The sequence below is a fragment of the Pseudomonas sp. H1_G08 genome (genome assembly GCF_054681355.1).
In genome coordinates, this window is record NZ_CP162822.1 from 3746237 (window position 1) to 3762672 (window position 16436).

Below are 16436 nucleotides of genomic sequence, written 5' to 3' on the forward strand. Positions count from 1 at the left end.
GGCTGGAAATTCCTCGACGCGCATTGAATCCGCCGTGCACCGATCCATCAGCGACATCGCGCGGCGATTCCGACCAGCGTCTCTCATGGCCGCGCCCACCCCGCCGATAAATCCCTCGCAGATTGTCCTCTTGCGTGCGGAGCTCCCATGAAGTTCAAGTCGATCCAGTTTTCCGTCGCCGCCCTGGCCGGCGCCATCGTCCTCAGCGTGGTCGCGGCGCTGGTGCTGTACGCGCTGTTCTCCGGCGCCCGCACTCAAGAAATGGTGCAACAGCGCACCCAGGCGCAGTTCGAGCAAGTCATCGAACAGCGCCTGACCTCGCTGGCGCAGACCCAGGTCAGCCAGATCCAGCGCGAACTCGAAGCGCCGCTGCTGATTGCCGGCGGCCTGGTGCGCGTCAACGCCCTGCTCGGTACAACCGGCGCCGACGGCCAGCCGCGCCTGAGCGTCAGCCGCGAGCAACTGATCAGCCTGATCAAGGAAAACGTAGAAAAGAACCCGAAGGTTCTCGGCACCTACATCGGCTGGGAAAAAAACGCACTGGACCACAATGACGCGGCCTACATCGGCAGCGCCGTGGTCGGTATCGATCCGGCCACCGGGCGCTTTTTGCCGTGGTGGTTCCGCAATACCGACGGCAGTCTGGGCGTGGACAAACTGGCCGATGTCGACGATCAGAAAACCTTGTCCACCGGGGTGCGCGCCAGCGAGTACTACCTGTGCTCGAAAGAGACGAAGAAAGCCTGCGTGATTGACCCGGCACCGTACAAGGTCGGCGACAAGATCGTCATGCTCGCCTCGTTCATTGAACCGATCATGGTCAACGGCGCGTTCCAGGGCATCGTCGGCGCCGACCTCTCGGTGAACTTCATTCAGGACATGCTCCTCGCCGCCAACCATAAGCTTTACAGCGGCGCCGGTGAAATGGCGCTGGTCGGCGGCAATGGGCGGATCGTTGCCTATACCAAGGATTCGAGCAAATTCGGCGAAAAAGTCAGCGACATTCTCGACGCCGAACAGGCCAGCAATCTCGCCAATCTCAAGCGCGACGAGGTCACCTATTCGGTGAATCAGGCCAAGGGCCGCATCGAACTGTACCTGCCGTTCGGCATCGGCCAGACCGACGCACGCTGGACACTGATGCTGCAATTGCCGCTCAACGCCGTCATGGCCGACCTGCAAACCCTGCAGGCCGACCTTGATGTCCAGCGCAAGTCCGACACCTTCGGCATGGCCATGGTCGGCCTGATCATCGCCGGCATCGGCCTGCTGGTGATCTGGCTGGTGGGCCACGGCATTGCGCGGCCACTCAAACAAATGGTCGCCATGCTCGATGACATCGCTCAGGGCGAAGGCGATCTGACCCGGCGCTTGAGCAGCGACCGCAGCGATGAACTGGGCTCGATTGCCAAAGGCTTCAACACCTTCCTCGGCAAGTTGCAGGCGATGATCACCCAGGTGGTGACCTCGGTGCAGAGCGTCAGCGATTCCTCGGAACACACCGCTGACATCGCCATCCGCACCAACATCGGCGTGCAGAAACAAATGGCCGAAATCGATCAGGTGGCGACAGCGGTGCAGGAAATGACCGCTACCGCCCAGGATGTGGCGCGCAACGCCACCCAGGCCGCACAAGCGGCAAGCCACGCCGATCAGGCCGCCAGCCAGGGCATGCAGATCGTGCGCGACACCTCGAATTCGATTGGCGTACTGGCGGTGGAAATCGGCAAGGCTGTCGAGGTGGTGCAGACGCTGGCCAAGGACAGCGAAAACATCAACGCCATCCTCACCGCCATTCGCGGCATCGCTGAACAGACCAATCTGCTGGCACTGAACGCGGCGATCGAAGCCGCGCGAGCCGGTGAGCAGGGTCGCGGTTTTGCCGTGGTCGCCGACGAGGTGCGCAATCTGGCGCAGAAAACCCAGAAGGCCACCGAAGAAATCCAGAGCATGATCCAGCAGTTGCAACAGGGCACCCGCGATGTGGTGCGCGTCATGGAAGACAGCCAGAACCGCACCGACGAAAGCGTGCAACACGCGGCGAAAGCGGCCGAAGCGCTGGAGACGATCACCCAGGCCGTGTCGGTGATCAACGACATGAACACGCAGATCGCCAGTGCGGCAGAAGAGCAAAGCGCAGTGGCCGACGACATCAACCGCAACGTGATCAACATCGGTCAGGTGGCGAATGAAGTGGCGGGCGGTGCGGATGAATCGAGTTCGGCGAGCGCCGGGTTGACCAAACTGGCGGAGCAGCAGCGGCGGTTGATCAATCAGTTCAAGGTCTGAAAGATCAAGAGCCCCTCACCCTAGCCCTCTCCCGGAGGGAGAGGGGACCGACCGCGATGTCTTGCGCTATACATCGACCTGAAAAAAACAGTCGATTATGGATTCACAACAGATCGTTCAGGTCGGTGTACCTCTGAAGCATCCCCCATTCGGCTCCCTCTCCCTCCGGGAGAGGGCTGGGGTGAGGGGATTTTGATCCACGCAAATCAAGCCGGGGTCAAACACTCCGGCCCATTCAACTTCGGATCATTCACCAGATTCGCCAACACCCGCTCACGCAGCGCCGCCGGCTCACTGGCGAGCAACCCCTGCAGCACATGCAGCGGCGTTTCGGGATCAAGCCAGGCAGCCTGCCCCGCTTCATCGAGAATCAACGGTCGCCGCTGACTCGCCGCCGATTGAGTGATCACTGCCGTGCTCAGCCAGACCTGTTCCTGCACCGGATACGCTTCCCAGATCGCGGCGAAAAACAACGATGAGCCCTCCCCCGGCGTCAACCAGTACGGTCGCTTGCGCTGGGTGCCGCGCCATTCGTAGAAACCGTTGGCCGGCAGCAGGCAACGCCGCAGACGCAGCGCCTCACGAAACATCGGCTGCTCGGCCACGGTTTCGGCGCGAGCATGGGCCGGGGTCTTCGACAGATCGGTCAGCCACGGCGGTGTCAGGCCCCAGCGCGCACGGGCCAACGTGCGCTGGCCGTCTTCGTCGGCACGCAGCATCAACACCGAATCATTGGGGGAAATGTTCCACTGCGCCTGTTGATCGGCGGGAAAACCTGGCAGGGCCGCAAAGTCGCGGTTCCAGCGAAACAGGGCATAACGTCCACACATGGGGCAACATAACTCTGAATAAAACCAGCGCCAGCCTAACAGACCAGCGTCCCGGGGAAGCTCTCCGGTTCGTCGCCGTGCAGCGGCAGCGCGGCATTGTACAAGTTGATCAGCTCGCGGGCGTATTCGGCCTGATCGTTATCCACCGACAGCCCGAGCAGGCCGAAGATCGGCAGTTCACCCGTACCGCCCACCAGATCACAGCCGATCAGGTGCGCCTCGATTCCTTCGTTGGCGAGCATGCCCTTGAGCATCTCCCCTTCCATCAGGTTCGCCGGTTCGTAGATGCGCTGCATACGCGGCCCTCACTCGTTTTCGCTGAAGACTTCCAGATGCCACTCGTCCTCATGGACTTGCAGGACAAAGGTGATCGGACGACAGCACACCTGGCAATCCTCGATATACGTTTGATCGCCGCCGGACAAATCCAGCGTGGTCTCGACTTCCTCACCGCAATACGGACATTCATACCGTGCATCTTCCAGCATCGCGGTCTCCCAAGTGACTTGTGCGTATAATCGCCGGTCTATTTGCAGGGCTATTTTTGTCTGGCTACTTTTCAGACCGTGCCCTGCGGGTTTTCGATCAAACCCTTTACTTACCCTAGCCGTTTCCAACAAGAGAGCATGATGGGCGAATTCGATGCCATCCGACCTTACGACGACAGCGAAGTACCTGCGGTACTGGCAAGGCTGCTCGGCGACAAGGCGTTTCTAGATATCCTCACCCACTTCCGCTTCCCGCGTTTTGCCGGTGCCTTCGGCTGGATGCTCAAACCTCTTATAGCCCATCGGCTGCGTCGTGAGTTTGCCGACGTGAATTCCGTGGCTACCTTACAGGACAAAGTCGAGTTCTACGTCGACCACACCATCGAGCGCGCCACCGACGGCGTGACCTATACCGGTGTCGAGCAGTTCAAGTCCGGCAGCGCCTACCTGTTCATCGCCAACCACCGGGATATCGTCATGGACCCGGCCTTCGTCAACTACGCCGTGTACCACGCCGGCCTGCCGACGCCGCGCATCGCGATTGGCGACAACCTGCTGCAAAAGCCGTTTGTCAGTGACCTGATGCGCTTGAACAAGAGCTTTATCGTCCACCGCTCGATCACCGGCCGCCGCGAGAAGATGGCTGCTTATCAGTTGCTGTCGGCGTACATCAATCACTCGATCCGCAACGATTGCGCCTCGATCTGGATTGCTCAGGCTGAAGGTCGGGCGAAGGACGGCGACGACCGCACCGAGTCGGCGATCCTCAAGATGTTCCACATGAGCCGCAAGGACGAGCCGTTCGGCGAAGTGATCCGCTCGCTCAACGTGACGCCGGTGTCGATCAGCTATGAGTATGACCCGTGTGACCAGGCCAAGGCCCGCGAACTCTACATCCGCGCCACCACCGGCACCTACGCCAAGGCGCCGGGCGAGGATGACGTGAGCATCGCCAAGGGCATCACCGGCTACAAGGGCCGGGTCCACGTGAACTTTGCCGCGCCGATCACCGAAGTGTTCGAGGACACCAAGCAATTGGCGATCGAGATGGACAAGCAGATTCTCGGCGGCTACCGGTTGTTCCCGGTGCATTATCTGGCGTACGCGCAGTGGGCGGATGCCGATCCGCAACTGAATGTGCCGACGGCGGCCGAGGTGTTCCCGGCTGACGAACTGGCCAAGGCGCAGGATGAGTGGCAAAGCCGACTGGATGCCTGCCCCGCTGAGCATCGGCCGTACCTGGTGCTGCAATATGCGACGCCGGTGCGCAATCAGTATCGGGTCAAGGCTGGATTGCCGCTGTAGGCAACAGCTGTGGCGAGGGGATTTATCCCCGCTAGACTGCGTAGCAGGCCCTGTTTTTCTCAGGTAAAAACTTGGGAGCGCTGCGCACTCCAACGGGGATAAATCCCCTCACCACAGGTTTGCTATTGCTTCAGAAGCGCGTGCTGATCCAGGAGACGATCAAAGCAAGCCCCAGGCAAGCAAAACCAAAACGATAGAAAAACCGGTTCATGCGCAACGTCGCCCAATCGAGCATCGGCTCGGCATTCGGCTGCGCCTGGCGCTGGGCGGCGAGACTGGCCTGGGCGCGTTGCTCACGGCGGCGGGTCGCGTGCAGCAGCCAACTGCCCGGAAAGGCCAGCAGCAAGGCCAGCAGGTTGATCAACTTGGCGGGATGGGCGGTAAACAGCGTCATCAAGTGCAGCGACATCACAGACCTCGAACTTAACCGGTGTGGCAGACGCCAGACCGACGACCGCGGCGCGAATTCTACCCAAACCCTGACGCCCTGCCCCAGCCTTTGCGACAAATAACCTGACAATCGACCGATGGCTGTCCTGTGTCATGGCATCTTCATCTGGATGCTTCACCCTGCGCGCCTCGAAACCCGAATGGAATGCGACATGCTGCACGCGGAAAACCAGGATCGCCTGTACCTCATCACTCCTTACGACGACCAGCAAAGCCTGGTCGGCAGCCTTGCATTCAACGTGCAGGATCGGCACTGGCTGGTGTATTGCGCGCTGGGCGGGCATCAGCATGCGGACTTGCCCGAGACGGATTTGCTGACCGGAGTGAGCGTGCTCGATTTTTATTCTCAGGCTGCCTGAACGTCAAAAGACCCTCACCCTAGCCCTCTCCCAGAGGGAGAGGGGACTGACCGAGGTGTTTGCGGTAGATACGCCGACATGAGATACCGCGCCGAATTCAGGTTTTGAAGCACACGCGATCGGCTCCCTCTCCCTCGGGAGAGGGCTGGGGTGAGGGGGAATCGATTTCCCATACGACACAAATCTCAGATCCACAAAAAAGCCCGGAACCATCACTGGCCCCGGGCTTTTTCATATTCGCCGCAAGCTTACTCAGCGAGCACCTGACCCACGGTCGGGTCCTTGAACAGACGCGTCAGTGCGTCACTCAATACATCGCTGACCAGTTTGGTATTGGTCTCCTGATTCGGCGCCATGCCGAAGCGCTGGTCCAGCGACGCACCGTAACGGCCGCTGTAACGGCGGTTGGCGTTCTGCACGTCGGAGCGGAATGTCGCACCGATGGTGGCTTCGGTCACGTACATGCCTTCTTTCGGCGACTGGTATTTCAGCTCGGCCAGGGTCACGGTCAGCTGCGGCGCGTTAGGTGCGCTGGTGGTCGGGGTGAAGCCGAGCAGACGTACGGCAGCTTCGGCCTGGGCCTGCAGCTTCGGCAGGATCTGCTCGCGCTGCACGGTGATGGCGCTGGTTTCCGGATACAGACCGCCACGGGTACCGAGGGTCGGCGACGGACGACCGTCGACCACACGCACGATGACCGGCTGGCCGCGACCGACCGCTGGCAGTTGCGTGGTCAGCTTTGGCTCCGGATTCAGTTGTTGCGGGCTATGGGCGCAGCCGGCGAGGGTCAAACCGGCGACAGTGATCAAACCGAACAACAGGCGTTGCAACATGCTCTTCTCTCCAGAATCAGGCACAAACAGGCCGGCAGTATAGCGGTGGGCCACTGCGCGTAACCAGCGTCGCACAGTGAATACTGAAATGTCTGACAAACCCCGCCGAAAGCGGTTCCTGTCACACATTCTTCACCGTCCATACACCGCGACGTCACGGCCCACCGGCAAGCTTCACAGCAGTCCTCCTTCAAGGAACTCTGCCATGCGTTATCTGATCTCGCTGTTCGCCCCACGCCCGCTGCATCGCAGCTTTGCCCTGCTCGACCGCAACGGTCATTGCCAGGCCTTCAAGCAGTGCAGCCTGCAACCGATGGGCGACGACTGGGTGGAAATCGAAGAAATCCGCCTGACCTGGCTGAACCAGCCGCTGCCCGCCAGCGCCCGGGTCGTACCGCGACAAATGCGCGCACGGGGTCAGGTGCAGTTGAGCATCTGACCGGATGCCTAATAAAAGTCATTAAACACGAGCAACTGCGCGCATTTCTTCGCTACAATCTCCCCCCGATTATAAGGACGTCTCCTGATCGGGCCCCGCAACAGCGTCAATGCGCATGCATCGACATCAAAATCGCCCACAGAGAGCCGCCCACACAGATCGAGTGAAGTTGGCGCGCTTGCCTGTTCTTCCGGCAAAAACCCGCTTTTCGCGAATCTGCAGAGCTGTCATTCGCTCGGCCACCGCGTTGTTTTGCCCTAGCGGGCAGGTGCCAGGCCAAGGCAGCCCTTTTTTGAGGTTCACGTCTTCAAAAGAGCGTGAAAAAAACGGGTTTTCACAACTTCACAAGAGTGTGGCGAGCAAATGAATAGTTTTGCGTCTGAACATGCACCATTAGCGTCTGAAACAGCCCAACGACACAGGACCGGGTATACCTCGAACATCGGAGCCTGAAGCCTGTCCGCTACGGATTTGGTTGCACGAAAACGGATGACTCGACCATAAGTCGAATTGCCAGCCCTGCGCGAAAATGCGTTCATGGAACGCTTGAAACCAGGCCGCACGCATCCGTCGAAGTTGCGAAAAATTGCGAAGATTCGGACATGGCCCACCTGACCACGGATAGCCCGGGCCCACTGACCTGCCCTGGAACGCCTGGCAGCCATGCCGACAATTTGGTGCTGCAGATTTGGGAGACGCGTTAAATGGCGCATAACGAAGCAGTCGACGTAGTTCTGGTAGGGGCCGGCATCATGAGTGCCACCCTGGCCGTACTGCTCAAAGAGCTCGACCCCGCGATCAAGCTGGAAGTCGTCGAGCTGATGGATTCCGGCGCCGCCGAGAGTTCCAATCCGTGGAACAACGCCGGTACCGGTCACGCCGGCCTGTGCGAGCTGAACTACACCCCGCAGGCTGCCGATGGCAGCGTCGACATCAAGAAAGCCGTGCACATCAACACCCAGTTCGAGGTGTCGAAGCAGTTCTGGTCGTACCTGACCAAAAAGGGCACGTTCGGCTCGTGCAAATCCTTCATCAGTCCGGTACCGCACCTTAGTTTCGTTCAGGGCGAGAGCGGTGTGTCGTTCCTCAAGGAACGCTTCAATGTTCTGAGCAAGCACCACGCGTTTGCCGACATGGAGTACACCGAAGACAAAGGCAAGATGGCCGAGTGGATGCCGCTGATGATGCCGGGCCGCTCGCCCGACGAAGTCCTCGCCGCCACCCGTGTGATGAACGGCACCGACGTCAACTTCGGCGCCCTGACCAATCAGTTGCTCAAGCACCTGAGCAGTGCTCCGGACACCCAGGTCAAATACTGCAAGCGCGTGACCGGCCTCAAGCGTAACGGCGCCGGCTGGACCGTCAGCATCAAGGACGTCAACAACGGCAACACCCGCGAAGTCGACGCAAAGTTTGTCTTCCTCGGTGCCGGTGGTGCGGCCCTGCCGTTGCTGCAGACTTCGGGCATCGAAGAAAGCAAAGGCTTCGGCGGCTTCCCGATCAGTGGCCAGTGGCTGCGTTGCGATAACCCGGAAGTGGTCAAGCACCACCAGGCCAAGGTCTACAGCCAGGCGGCCGTAGGTTCGCCACCGATGTCGGTGCCGCACCTCGACACTCGCGTCGTCGACGGCAAGAAATCCCTGCTGTTCGGGCCATACGCCGGTTTCACCACCAAGTTCCTCAAGCATGGCTCCTTCATGGACCTGCCGATGTCGGTGCGCGCCGGCAACATCGGGCCGATGCTGGCGGTGGCGAAAAACAACATGGACCTGACCAAGTACCTGGTCAGCGAAGTGATGCAATCGATGGAACAGCGCCTGGAATCCCTGCGACGTTTCTACCCGCAGGCGAAAGCCGAAGACTGGCGCCTGGAAGTGGCCGGCCAACGGGTGCAGATCATCAAGAAGGACCCGAAAAAGGGCGGCATCCTGCAGTTCGGTACCGAACTGGTCGCGGCGAAGGACGGCTCCCTCGCCGCCCTGCTCGGCGCTTCGCCAGGCGCGTCGGTGACCGTTTCGATCATGCTCGAACTGATCGAGAAGTGCTTCCCGGCCAAGGCGTCCGGCGAGTGGGCTACCAAACTGGCCGAGATCTTCCCGGCCCGTGAAAAGGTTCTGGAAACCGATGCTGCGCTGTATCGCAAGATCAACACGCAGAACAACATCGCTTTGGAACTGGTTGAAGAAAGCAGCGAGACGCCAAGCTTCGCTTGATCTTGCGGCATGAAAAAACGCCCCGATCGGGGCGTTTTTTTATGGCCTTGAAAAGCAAAAGATCGCAGCCTTCGGCAGCTCCTACACAGGTTTTGTGTTCAACCTGTAGGAGCTGCCGCAGGCTGCGATCTTTTGATCTTAAGAGCGGGACTTTTCGATCAGCTCGATGTAGTCCGGGGCGTTGCGCTGATCGGCGATCAGGTCAACAAAGGTCTTGCCCTGCTCATCCTTGCCATCAACGTCATAACCCGCCGCAACGAAGAAGCCCAGAAAGCGCTCGAAATCATCGATGCGCAAACCGCGATAGGCCTTGATCAGTTTGTGCAGCGACGGCGAAGTGGCGTCGACCGGCTCAAAATCGAGGAACAGCTTGATCTGCTCATCGCCGATCTCGTCACCAATCACTTGCTTCTTATCTTTACGCATTGCCGACTCCAGCTCGCAGACATGACACGGGGCGGGCAGTTTACCCTTGCCCGGCCGCCCGGCTCAACGCGGACGAATCGCCCCGGTATGAAGATCGGCCCAGATATGGCCATTGGCATAACTGAGGAACTGCACATACACCGTGTCGTTGCGCAGCAGATCCATCACCACGCGGTATTGAGCGAGCGGATAGAACAGCGTCAGGGTTTTGCTTTTATCGTCATATGCCGGTTTCTTCAGGCTTTTGCTTTCGCCGTCGAAACTCACCAGCACCTGGTTGATGTTCGCACCTTTGTTCAGAGACTTGCCCTTGAGGCGGATCAACAAGGACGAGGTGACCGGAATCGGCTGCTGATTGGACTGGCGCTGCGCACCGACCACCACCGAATATTCGCTGACCTGCAGCAGTTGCTGCTGCTCGGGTTCAGCGTCGCGCAGGGTCAGATCGTCCGGCGGCAGGAACTGGCTGTGCATCGGCGCGGCGGACAGCGGCAGGCTGAGAGACAGCAACAGGGCGGCGAGACTGCGGATCAAGAGGCTCATGACAGGCTCCGGAAGGCGGGGCCGAGCACTCTAGCATGGCTGTCGCGCAAGGATCAGCACACACAAAAACAACTGTGGGAGCGAGCCTGCCCGCGAAAGCGTCGTGTCAGTCAACATCAATGTCACTGACACATCGCATTCGCGAGCAGGCTCGCTCCCACAGGGGGCAATGCAGGTTCTTACATGCCTTTAACGGCGTAAATCCCGTTGGCGTTGCGCCAGTAGCCTTTGTAGTCCATGCCATAACCGAAGATGTAGCGGTCGATGCACGGCAGGCCGACGAAATCGGCTTTCAGGTCAGGACGTGCCTTGCGGTCGTGATCCTTGTCGATCAGCACGGCGGTGTGCACTTTGCGTGCGCCGGCGTGTTTGCAGAAGTCGATGATCGCGCCCAGGGTATGACCTTCATCGAGGATGTCGTCGATGATCAGCACGTCGCGGTCGATGAACGAGACTTCCGGCTTGGCTTTCCAGAACAGGTCGCCGCCGCTGGTTTCGTTGCGATAACGGGTCGCGTGCAGGTAGGACGCTTCCAGCGGGAATTGCAGATGCGTCAGCAGTTTGCCGGAGAAGATCAGGCCGCCGTTCATCACGCAGAAAACCACCGGATTGCTGTCAGCCAGTTGTTCGTTGATTTGTGCACCGACGCGGGCGATGGCCGCCTCGACTTCAGACTCGGTGTACAGGCAGTCAGCCTCTCGCATGATTTGACGGATATGCTCGAGATCAGCGGACATGGCGCTCTCCAGGGGTTGGCGGAATTGGAAAAGCGGGCAAAGGTACGCATCCCGCGAGGTCGAATCAAGCTCTTATGGACTAACGTACAGAATGTCCTATAGGACATCACCCTCGGATAGATTAATCTAGGCCGGTTTTTTTGCCCGCCGCCGGAGCCTTTCCCATGCCCATCCTCGAGATCCGCCATCCGCTGATCCGTCATAAACTCGGCCTGATGCGCCGCGCAGACATCAGCACCAAGAATTTCCGCGAGCTCGCTCAGGAAGTCGGCGCCCTGTTGACCTATGAAGCTACAAAAGATCTGCCGCTCGAATCCTACGACATTGCCGGTTGGTGCGGCACCGTGTCGGTGGAGAAAATCGCCGGCAAGAAGATAACCGTCGTGCCGATCCTGCGTGCCGGTATCGGCATGCTCGAAGGCGTGCTCAGCCTGATCCCGGGCGCCAAGGTCTCCGCTGTGGGCGTTGCCCGCAACGAAGAGACCCTGCAAGCGCACACCTATCTGGAAAAACTGGTACCGGAAATCGACGAACGCCTGGCGATGATCATCGACCCGATGCTCGCCACCGGCAGCTCCATGGTTGCCACCATCGACCTGCTGAAAAAGGCCGGTTGCCGCGACATCCGCGCCATGGTCCTGGTGGCCGCGCCGGAAGGCATTGCTGCGGTCGAACAGGCGCATCCGGACGTGACCATCTACACCGCGTCCATCGATGAACGCTTGAACGAGCACGGCTACATCATTCCTGGGCTTGGCGACGCCGGTGACAAGATCTTCGGCACCAAGCAGAAGGACGCGTGACCATGCAGCAAGAGTTCAACGATCCGCTCTGGCGCACGGTGCTGTCCGGCGCGCAGATGCTGTTCGTGGCCTTCGGCGCCTTGGTGCTGATGCCGCTGATCACCGGCCTGGACCCCAACGTGGCACTGTTTACCGCGGGTCTGGGGACGATCCTGTTCCAGATCGTCACCGGGCGTCAGGTGCCGGTGTTCCTCGCGTCGAGCTTCGCCTTCATCACGCCGATCATCCTCGCCAAGGGCCAGTTCGGCCTCGCCGCGACCATGGGCGGCGTGATGGCGGCCGGTTTCGTCTACACCTTCCTCGGCCTCGCCGTGAAGATCAAAGGCACCGGCTTCATTGACCGTCTGCTGCCACCGGTGGTGATTGGTCCGGTAATCATTTCCATCGGCCTGGCCATGGCGCCGATTGCCGCGAACATGGCGATGGGCAAGGCCGGCGACGGCACCGAGCTGATTCACTATCAGACGGCGATGATGATTTCCATGCCGGCGCTGCTGACCACGTTGATCGTGGCGGTGTTCGGCAAAGGCATCTTCCGTCTGGTGCCGATCATTTCCGGCGTGCTGGTGGGTTTTGCCATGTCGTTCTATTTCGGCGTGGTCGATACGGCGAAAATTGCTGCAGCGCCATGGTTCGCTCTGCCGCACTTCACCGCGCCGGAGTTCAACTGGCAGGCGATTCTGTTCATCGTTCCAGTGGCACTGGCCCCGGCGATCGAACACATCGGCGGCGTGATTGCCGTCGGTAGCGTGACCGGTCGCGATTACCTGAAGAAGCCAGGCCTGCATCGCACCCTGCTCGGTGACGGCATCGCCACCACGGCCGCCGGCCTGTTCGGTGGCCCGCCCAACACCACTTACGCCGAAGTGACCGGCGCGGTGATGCTGACCAAGAACTACAACCCGAAAATCATGACCTGGGCGGCGATCTTCGCCATCACCCTGGCGTTCATCGGCAAGTTCGGCGCACTGCTGCAAAGCATTCCGGTGCCGGTAATGGGCGGGATTCTGTGCTTGCTGTTCGGTTCGATCGCGGCAGTGGGCATGAACACCCTGATCCGCCACAAGATCGACCTGGGCGAAGCGCGCAACCTGGTGATTGTTTCGGTGACGCTGGTGTTCGGCATTGGCGGTGTGCTGGTCGGCACCGGCACCGGTCCTGATGACTTCGGCCTCAAAGGCATCGCGCTGTGCGCGGTGGTGGCGATTGCGCTGAACCTGATCCTGCCGGGCAATGATGGCTGGAAGCAGAAGAAGGCGGATGAGCCGCTGATCTAAGGCTTTCGGATCTTCATCGCCTGACAGATAGCATTCGCGAGCAGGCTCGCTCCCACAGGTCTGGAATGCATTTCAACCTGTGGGAGCGAGCCTGCTCGCGAAGCTTTTAAAGGGCCAGCGGCGCTCTTTCGCAGAGGGTCGCCAGCGCCTTGGCCCATTGCGGGTCGTCGTTCAGGCACGGCACCAGCACCAACTCCTCGCCCCCCGCTTCGCGGAACTGTTCCCTACCGCGATCGCCAATCTCTTCCAGCGTCTCGATGCAATCGGCAACGAACGCCGGGCACATCACCAGAATCTTTTTCGCCCCGCTTTTGGCCAGTTCATCCAGCCGCGCTTCGGTGTACGGCTCGATCCATTTCGCCCGGCCCAGGCGTGACTGAAACGACACCGACCATTTGCCGTCCGCCAGGCCCATACTTTTGGCGAAGGCGGCGGCGGTACGGAAACACTGCGCGCGATAACAGGTCGCCAATACCTCCGGCGAGGCGGTCTGGCAGCAATCGGCGCCCTTGAGGCAGTGATTGCCCGTCGGGTCGAGTTTGCTCAGATGCCGCTCAGGCAAGCCGTGAAAGCTCAGCAGCAGATGATCGTAGTCCTGCTGCAGATGTGGTCGAGCGCTGGCGGCCAGTGCCTCGATGTATTCCGGCTGATCGTAGAACGGTTGCAGGATCGACAACTGCACGTCGAGTTTCTTCTCGCGCAGCACGCGCCGGGCTTCTTCGATCACGGTGGTCGTGGTGCTGTCGGCGAACTGTGGGTACAGCGGCGCCAAAGTGATCTTCTTATGTCCCGCTTTGACCAGACGCAGCAGACAGGTTTCGATCGACGGCTCGCCATAACGCATCGCCAGATCTACCGGGCCGTGTTTCCACGTGCGGGTCATCTGCTCTTGCAAACGGCGGCTGAGCACCACCAGCGGCGAGCCCTCTTCCCACCAGATCGAGGCATAGGCATGGGCCGATTGCTCGGGACGCTTGATCAGGATCAGCGACACCAGCAGCCGCCGCAGCGGCCATGGCAGGTCGATCACGTAGGGGTCCATCAGAAATTGATTGAGGTAGCTGCGCACATCGGCCACCGAGGTGGAGGCCGGAGAGCCCAGGTTGACCAGAAGCAAAGCGTGATCGGTCATGCAACGTCCTATTTCAGAGGCGGCTGGAGAGGTCATCCAAGGCCGCGCGTAAATCCGTAAAGCGGAAGCTGAACCCCGCTTCCACCAGGCGTGCCGGCGTCGCGCGCTGGCCGCCGAGCAATAACAGTGACAGCTCGCCGAGCATGACTTTCAGCGCCAGGGTCGGCATCGGCATGAACGCCGGGCGGTGCAACACACTGCCCAGGGTCTTGGCAAATTCGCGGTTGCGCACAGGTTTCGGCGCGCAGGCATTATAAGGACCGCTGGCCTGATTCCGGTGCAGAAGAAAATCAATCAGGGCGATTTGATCGTCGATGTGAATCCACGGCATCCACTGCCGACCATTGCCCAAAGGCCCGCCCAGCCCGAGCTTGAACGGCAGCAACAGCCGCGACAAAAAGCCGCCCTCAGCCGACAGCACCAGACCGGTTCGCACCAGCACCACGCGGATGCCGAGGTTCTCGGCACGCAGCGCGGTTTCTTCCCAGGCGATGCACAACTGACTGGCGAAGTCGTCGATGCCGGGCGGTGATTCTTCAGTCAACTCGCGTTCGCCACCGTCGCCGTACCAGCCGATCGCCGAGCCGGAAATCAGCAGCGACGGTTTCTGCGCGCGAGTTTCCAGCCACGCCAGTAGCGTTTCCGTCAGGGTGATGCGGCTGCTCCACAGCAACGCCTTGCGTCGATGGGTCCAGGGGCGGTCGGCAATCGGCGCACCGGCGAGATTGACGATCGCATCCAGCGGCTCTTCGCCGAGGTCCTCCAGACGGGCAATCCCGCGCACTTGCGCGCCGCAGATCTGCGCGACTTTTTCCGCGCGGCGACTCCACACCGTCAGCCGATGGCCCTGCTCTAGCCAGTGCCGGCAGAGCTGACGTCCGATCAAACCAGTACCGCCGGTCAGCAATATGTGCATGACATCTTCCTCGCGTGGCGTTTAACCCGGATCACTAGTCTATTTTTATAGGCAGGGATCTTTTCGATCGGGCAGGCTCTATGGTTTAACAATAGGCCAAGCTGTCAGAACGAGAACGCTAGAAGTTATACCAAAAAACAGAATTGTACAGGTTTCATCGACGGCGTAGTCTGTACAGAAAGGTAAACGAGGCCCCTATGACTGTACCTATCGCAATCATCGGCACCGGCATCGCCGGGCTCTCCGCCGCTCAGGCTCTGACAGAGACCGGGCATACCGTCCAACTGTTCGATAAAAGCCGCGGCAGCGGCGGGCGCATGTCGAGCAAGCGCAGCGACGCCGGCTCGCTGGACTTGGGCGCTCAATACTTCACCGCGCGCGACCGGCGCTTCGTCACCGAAGTGCAGCGCTGGCAGAGCCGGGGCTGGGCCGCTGAGTGGACGCCACAGCTGTACACCTTCCAGGGCGGCCAACTGAACATGTCGCCGGACGAGCAGACCCGCTGGGTCGGCACGCCGCGCATGAGCGCCATCACCCGTGGCCTGCTCGATGGCCTGGACGTGCAGTTTGCCTGCCGCATCACCGAGGTCTATCGCGGTGAAGAACACTGGCATCTGCAGGACGCCGATGGCTGCACCCACGGCCCCTTCAGCCATGTGGTGATCGCCACACCGGCACCGCAAGCCACCGCGCTGCTGGCCGCCGCACCGAAACTCGCCGGGGTTGCTGCCGGGGTGAAAATGGAGCCGACCTGGGCCGTCGCCCTCGCCTTCGAAACCCCGCTGGATACGCCAATCGAAGGCTGCTTCGTGCAGGACAGCCCGCTCGACTGGCTGGCGCGCAACCGCAGCAAACCCGGGCGCGACAGCACTCTCGACACTTGGGTGCTGCATGCAACCAGCGCCTGGAGCCGGCAACACATCGACCTCTCCAAGGAGGCGGTGATCGAGCATCTGCACGGTGCTTTTGCCGAACTGCTGCACAGCGCCATGCCTGCGCCGACCTTCAGCCTCGCCCACCGCTGGCTCTACGCCCGCCCCGCTACCGGCCATGAATGGACCACGCTGGCCGACGCCGACCTGGGCTTGTACGCCTGCGGCGACTGGTGCCTGTCGGGCCGCGTTGAAGGCGCTTGGCTGAGCGGTCAGGAGGCTGCACGTCGCTTGCACGAACACCTGCAATGAATCGCATCAATCCGCGCAAATTGCTGCTGTCGAAGTGGACAGCAGCCCATCCGCAAAATCGCGAAAAACATTTTCTGGTCACTGAACTGATCCGCGACGAGGAAGGTACGGTGCTGGAAGTTGAATTGCAGGCGGTGCTGACCCAGCGTAGCGAGCGACTGGATTGGCAGGTGCTGAAAGACAGCGAGCACTGGTTACTGGGCTGGAAATAG

General features: G+C 60.6%; 19 protein-coding genes and 1 pseudogene. 10 read left to right on the plus strand and 10 right to left on the minus strand.

What is annotated here, in order from left to right:
- Nucleotides 1–1236: 1236 nt before the first annotated feature.
- Nucleotides 1237–1434: pseudogene (locus tag AB4N85_RS16925) on the plus strand (HAMP domain-containing protein); the annotation flags it as partial.
- Between the two features lie 111 nt (nt 1435–1545).
- Nucleotides 1546–2289, plus strand: coding sequence for a methyl-accepting chemotaxis protein (locus AB4N85_RS16930; RefSeq protein WP_371915155.1), 744 nt, complete (start codon nt 1546–1548; stop codon nt 2287–2289).
- Nucleotides 2290–2495: 206 nt separating this feature from the next.
- Here the strand turns inward: AB4N85_RS16930 and AB4N85_RS16935 are convergent, their stop codons facing one another.
- The 3 genes from AB4N85_RS16935 to AB4N85_RS16945 are packed head-to-tail and all read right to left on the minus strand — an operon-like array spanning nt 2496 to nt 3607.
- Complete coding sequence (locus AB4N85_RS16935) at nt 2496–3119, minus strand: SOS response-associated peptidase (RefSeq protein ID WP_039761324.1); 624 nt, start codon at nt 3117–3119, stop codon at nt 2496–2498.
- A 35-nt stretch (nt 3120–3154) separates the two neighbouring features.
- The gene (locus AB4N85_RS16940) at nt 3155–3415 is read right to left on the minus strand and encodes a putative signal transducing protein (protein WP_041479982.1); all 261 of its coding nucleotides are present in this window, start codon (nt 3413–3415) and stop codon (nt 3155–3157) included.
- Nucleotides 3416–3424: 9 nt separating this feature from the next.
- On the minus strand, nt 3425–3607 hold the full coding sequence (locus AB4N85_RS16945) for a CPXCG motif-containing cysteine-rich protein (protein ID WP_041479983.1): 183 nt from the start codon (nt 3605–3607) through the stop codon (nt 3425–3427).
- 138 nt (nt 3608–3745) lie between these two features.
- On the opposite strand from AB4N85_RS16945, the gene AB4N85_RS16950 reads away from it, so the two are divergent.
- Entirely contained in the window at nt 3746–4912 is a 1167-nt protein-coding gene (locus AB4N85_RS16950; RefSeq protein WP_041479984.1) for a 1-acyl-sn-glycerol-3-phosphate acyltransferase, read from the plus strand.
- A 130-nt stretch (nt 4913–5042) separates the two neighbouring features.
- Here the strand turns inward: AB4N85_RS16950 and AB4N85_RS16955 are convergent, their stop codons facing one another.
- Complete coding sequence (locus tag AB4N85_RS16955; protein WP_016770663.1) at nt 5043–5321, minus strand: hypothetical protein; 279 nt, start codon at nt 5319–5321, stop codon at nt 5043–5045.
- A gap of 193 nt (nt 5322–5514) precedes the next feature.
- Here AB4N85_RS16955 and AB4N85_RS16960 point away from each other — a divergent pair, with 193 nt between their 5' ends.
- The gene (locus AB4N85_RS16960) at nt 5515–5721 is read left to right on the plus strand and encodes a hypothetical protein (protein WP_016770662.1); all 207 of its coding nucleotides are present in this window, start codon (nt 5515–5517) and stop codon (nt 5719–5721) included.
- A 248-nt stretch (nt 5722–5969) separates the two neighbouring features.
- Here the strand turns inward: AB4N85_RS16960 and AB4N85_RS16965 are convergent, their stop codons facing one another.
- Nucleotides 5970–6554, minus strand: coding sequence for a YajG family lipoprotein (locus AB4N85_RS16965; RefSeq protein ID WP_039761315.1), 585 nt, complete (start codon nt 6552–6554; stop codon nt 5970–5972).
- A gap of 205 nt (nt 6555–6759) precedes the next feature.
- Here AB4N85_RS16965 and AB4N85_RS16970 point away from each other — a divergent pair, with 205 nt between their 5' ends.
- Together AB4N85_RS16970 and mqo are read left to right on the plus strand one after the other, a co-directional pair.
- Nucleotides 6760–6993 (plus strand): hypothetical protein, encoded by a 234-nt coding sequence (locus tag AB4N85_RS16970; protein ID WP_252886790.1) that lies wholly within the window; start codon nt 6760–6762, stop codon nt 6991–6993.
- Nucleotides 6994–7697: 704 nt separating this feature from the next.
- Nucleotides 7698–9206 carry a malate dehydrogenase (quinone) gene (mqo, locus tag AB4N85_RS16975; RefSeq protein ID WP_460065166.1) on the plus strand — a complete coding sequence of 503 codons (1509 nt, stop codon included), beginning with the start codon at nt 7698–7700 and terminating at the stop codon, nt 9204–9206.
- Nucleotides 9207–9344: 138 nt separating this feature from the next.
- Here mqo and AB4N85_RS16980 read toward each other — a convergent pair whose 3' ends face one another.
- The 3 genes from AB4N85_RS16980 to AB4N85_RS16990 all read right to left on the minus strand — a co-directional run bounded on the left by AB4N85_RS16980 (nt 9345) and on the right by AB4N85_RS16990 (nt 10912).
- A complete protein-coding gene (locus tag AB4N85_RS16980; RefSeq protein WP_041479985.1) occupies nt 9345–9632 on the minus strand; it encodes a PA4642 family protein in 288 nt (95 codons plus the stop codon).
- 63 nt (nt 9633–9695) lie between these two features.
- Nucleotides 9696–10175, minus strand: coding sequence for a hypothetical protein (locus AB4N85_RS16985; protein WP_315435722.1), 480 nt, complete (start codon nt 10173–10175; stop codon nt 9696–9698).
- A 179-nt stretch (nt 10176–10354) separates the two neighbouring features.
- Nucleotides 10355–10912, minus strand: coding sequence for a hypoxanthine-guanine phosphoribosyltransferase (locus tag AB4N85_RS16990; RefSeq protein WP_016773231.1), 558 nt, complete (start codon nt 10910–10912; stop codon nt 10355–10357).
- Between the two features lie 164 nt (nt 10913–11076).
- Here AB4N85_RS16990 and upp point away from each other — a divergent pair, with 164 nt between their 5' ends.
- Both upp and AB4N85_RS17000 read left to right on the plus strand, forming a co-directional pair.
- On the plus strand, nt 11077–11715 hold the full coding sequence (upp, locus tag AB4N85_RS16995) for a uracil phosphoribosyltransferase (RefSeq protein WP_024014279.1): 639 nt from the start codon (nt 11077–11079) through the stop codon (nt 11713–11715).
- A gap of 2 nt (nt 11716–11717) precedes the next feature.
- Nucleotides 11718–12992, plus strand: coding sequence for a uracil-xanthine permease family protein (locus tag AB4N85_RS17000; protein WP_016773229.1), 1275 nt, complete (start codon nt 11718–11720; stop codon nt 12990–12992).
- 106 nt (nt 12993–13098) lie between these two features.
- Here the strand turns inward: AB4N85_RS17000 and hemH are convergent, their stop codons facing one another.
- Both hemH and AB4N85_RS17010 read right to left on the minus strand, forming a co-directional pair.
- Nucleotides 13099–14124: a ferrochelatase gene (gene hemH / locus AB4N85_RS17005; protein WP_041479988.1), complete on the minus strand. Its 1026-nt coding sequence runs from the start codon at nt 14122–14124 to the stop codon at nt 13099–13101.
- A gap of 13 nt (nt 14125–14137) precedes the next feature.
- A complete protein-coding gene (locus AB4N85_RS17010; protein WP_236168901.1) occupies nt 14138–15040 on the minus strand; it encodes a TIGR01777 family oxidoreductase in 903 nt (300 codons plus the stop codon).
- A gap of 197 nt (nt 15041–15237) precedes the next feature.
- On the opposite strand from AB4N85_RS17010, the gene AB4N85_RS17015 reads away from it, so the two are divergent.
- Nucleotides 15238–16224, plus strand: a complete 987-nt coding sequence (locus AB4N85_RS17015) for an NAD(P)/FAD-dependent oxidoreductase (protein ID WP_041479990.1) — start codon at nt 15238–15240, stop codon at nt 16222–16224.
- On the plus strand, nt 16221–16436 hold the full coding sequence (locus AB4N85_RS17020; RefSeq protein WP_076564097.1) for a TIGR02450 family Trp-rich protein: 216 nt from the start codon (nt 16221–16223) through the stop codon (nt 16434–16436). The genes AB4N85_RS17015 and AB4N85_RS17020 overlap by 4 nt, the downstream gene beginning before the upstream one ends.

What these genes read in the sequence shown, in the direction of transcription:
- hemH (WP_041479988.1), bottom strand. Translation starts at nt 14,124, where the DNA reads ATGACCGATCACGCTTTGCTTCTGGTCAACCTGGGCTCTCCGGCCTCC.
- AB4N85_RS16950 (WP_041479984.1), top strand. Translation starts at nt 3,746, where the DNA reads ATGATGGGCGAATTCGATGCCATCCGACCTTACGACGACAGCGAAGTA.
- AB4N85_RS16980 (WP_041479985.1), bottom strand. Translation starts at nt 9,632, where the DNA reads ATGCGTAAAGATAAGAAGCAAGTGATTGGTGACGAGATCGGCGATGAG.
- AB4N85_RS16965 (WP_039761315.1), bottom strand. Translation starts at nt 6,554, where the DNA reads ATGTTGCAACGCCTGTTGTTCGGTTTGATCACTGTCGCCGGTTTGACC.
- AB4N85_RS16935 (WP_039761324.1), bottom strand. Translation starts at nt 3,119, where the DNA reads ATGTGTGGACGTTATGCCCTGTTTCGCTGGAACCGCGACTTTGCGGCC.
- upp (WP_024014279.1), top strand. Translation starts at nt 11,077, where the DNA reads ATGCCCATCCTCGAGATCCGCCATCCGCTGATCCGTCATAAACTCGGC.
- AB4N85_RS16955 (WP_016770663.1), bottom strand. Translation starts at nt 5,321, where the DNA reads ATGTCGCTGCACTTGATGACGCTGTTTACCGCCCATCCCGCCAAGTTG.
- mqo (WP_460065166.1), top strand. Translation starts at nt 7,698, where the DNA reads ATGGCGCATAACGAAGCAGTCGACGTAGTTCTGGTAGGGGCCGGCATC.
- AB4N85_RS16985 (WP_315435722.1), bottom strand. Translation starts at nt 10,175, where the DNA reads ATGAGCCTCTTGATCCGCAGTCTCGCCGCCCTGTTGCTGTCTCTCAGC.
- AB4N85_RS17000 (WP_016773229.1), top strand. Translation starts at nt 11,718, where the DNA reads ATGCAGCAAGAGTTCAACGATCCGCTCTGGCGCACGGTGCTGTCCGGC.
- AB4N85_RS16945 (WP_041479983.1), bottom strand. Translation starts at nt 3,607, where the DNA reads ATGCTGGAAGATGCACGGTATGAATGTCCGTATTGCGGTGAGGAAGTC.
- AB4N85_RS16930 (WP_371915155.1), top strand. Translation starts at nt 1,546, where the DNA reads ATGGCCGAAATCGATCAGGTGGCGACAGCGGTGCAGGAAATGACCGCT.
- AB4N85_RS16960 (WP_016770662.1), top strand. Translation starts at nt 5,515, where the DNA reads ATGCTGCACGCGGAAAACCAGGATCGCCTGTACCTCATCACTCCTTAC.
- AB4N85_RS16990 (WP_016773231.1), bottom strand. Translation starts at nt 10,912, where the DNA reads ATGTCCGCTGATCTCGAGCATATCCGTCAAATCATGCGAGAGGCTGAC.
- AB4N85_RS17015 (WP_041479990.1), top strand. Translation starts at nt 15,238, where the DNA reads ATGACTGTACCTATCGCAATCATCGGCACCGGCATCGCCGGGCTCTCC.
- AB4N85_RS17020 (WP_076564097.1), top strand. Translation starts at nt 16,221, where the DNA reads ATGAATCGCATCAATCCGCGCAAATTGCTGCTGTCGAAGTGGACAGCA.
- AB4N85_RS16940 (WP_041479982.1), bottom strand. Translation starts at nt 3,415, where the DNA reads ATGCAGCGCATCTACGAACCGGCGAACCTGATGGAAGGGGAGATGCTC.
- AB4N85_RS17010 (WP_236168901.1), bottom strand. Translation starts at nt 15,040, where the DNA reads ATGCACATATTGCTGACCGGCGGTACTGGTTTGATCGGACGTCAGCTC.
- AB4N85_RS16970 (WP_252886790.1), top strand. Translation starts at nt 6,760, where the DNA reads ATGCGTTATCTGATCTCGCTGTTCGCCCCACGCCCGCTGCATCGCAGC.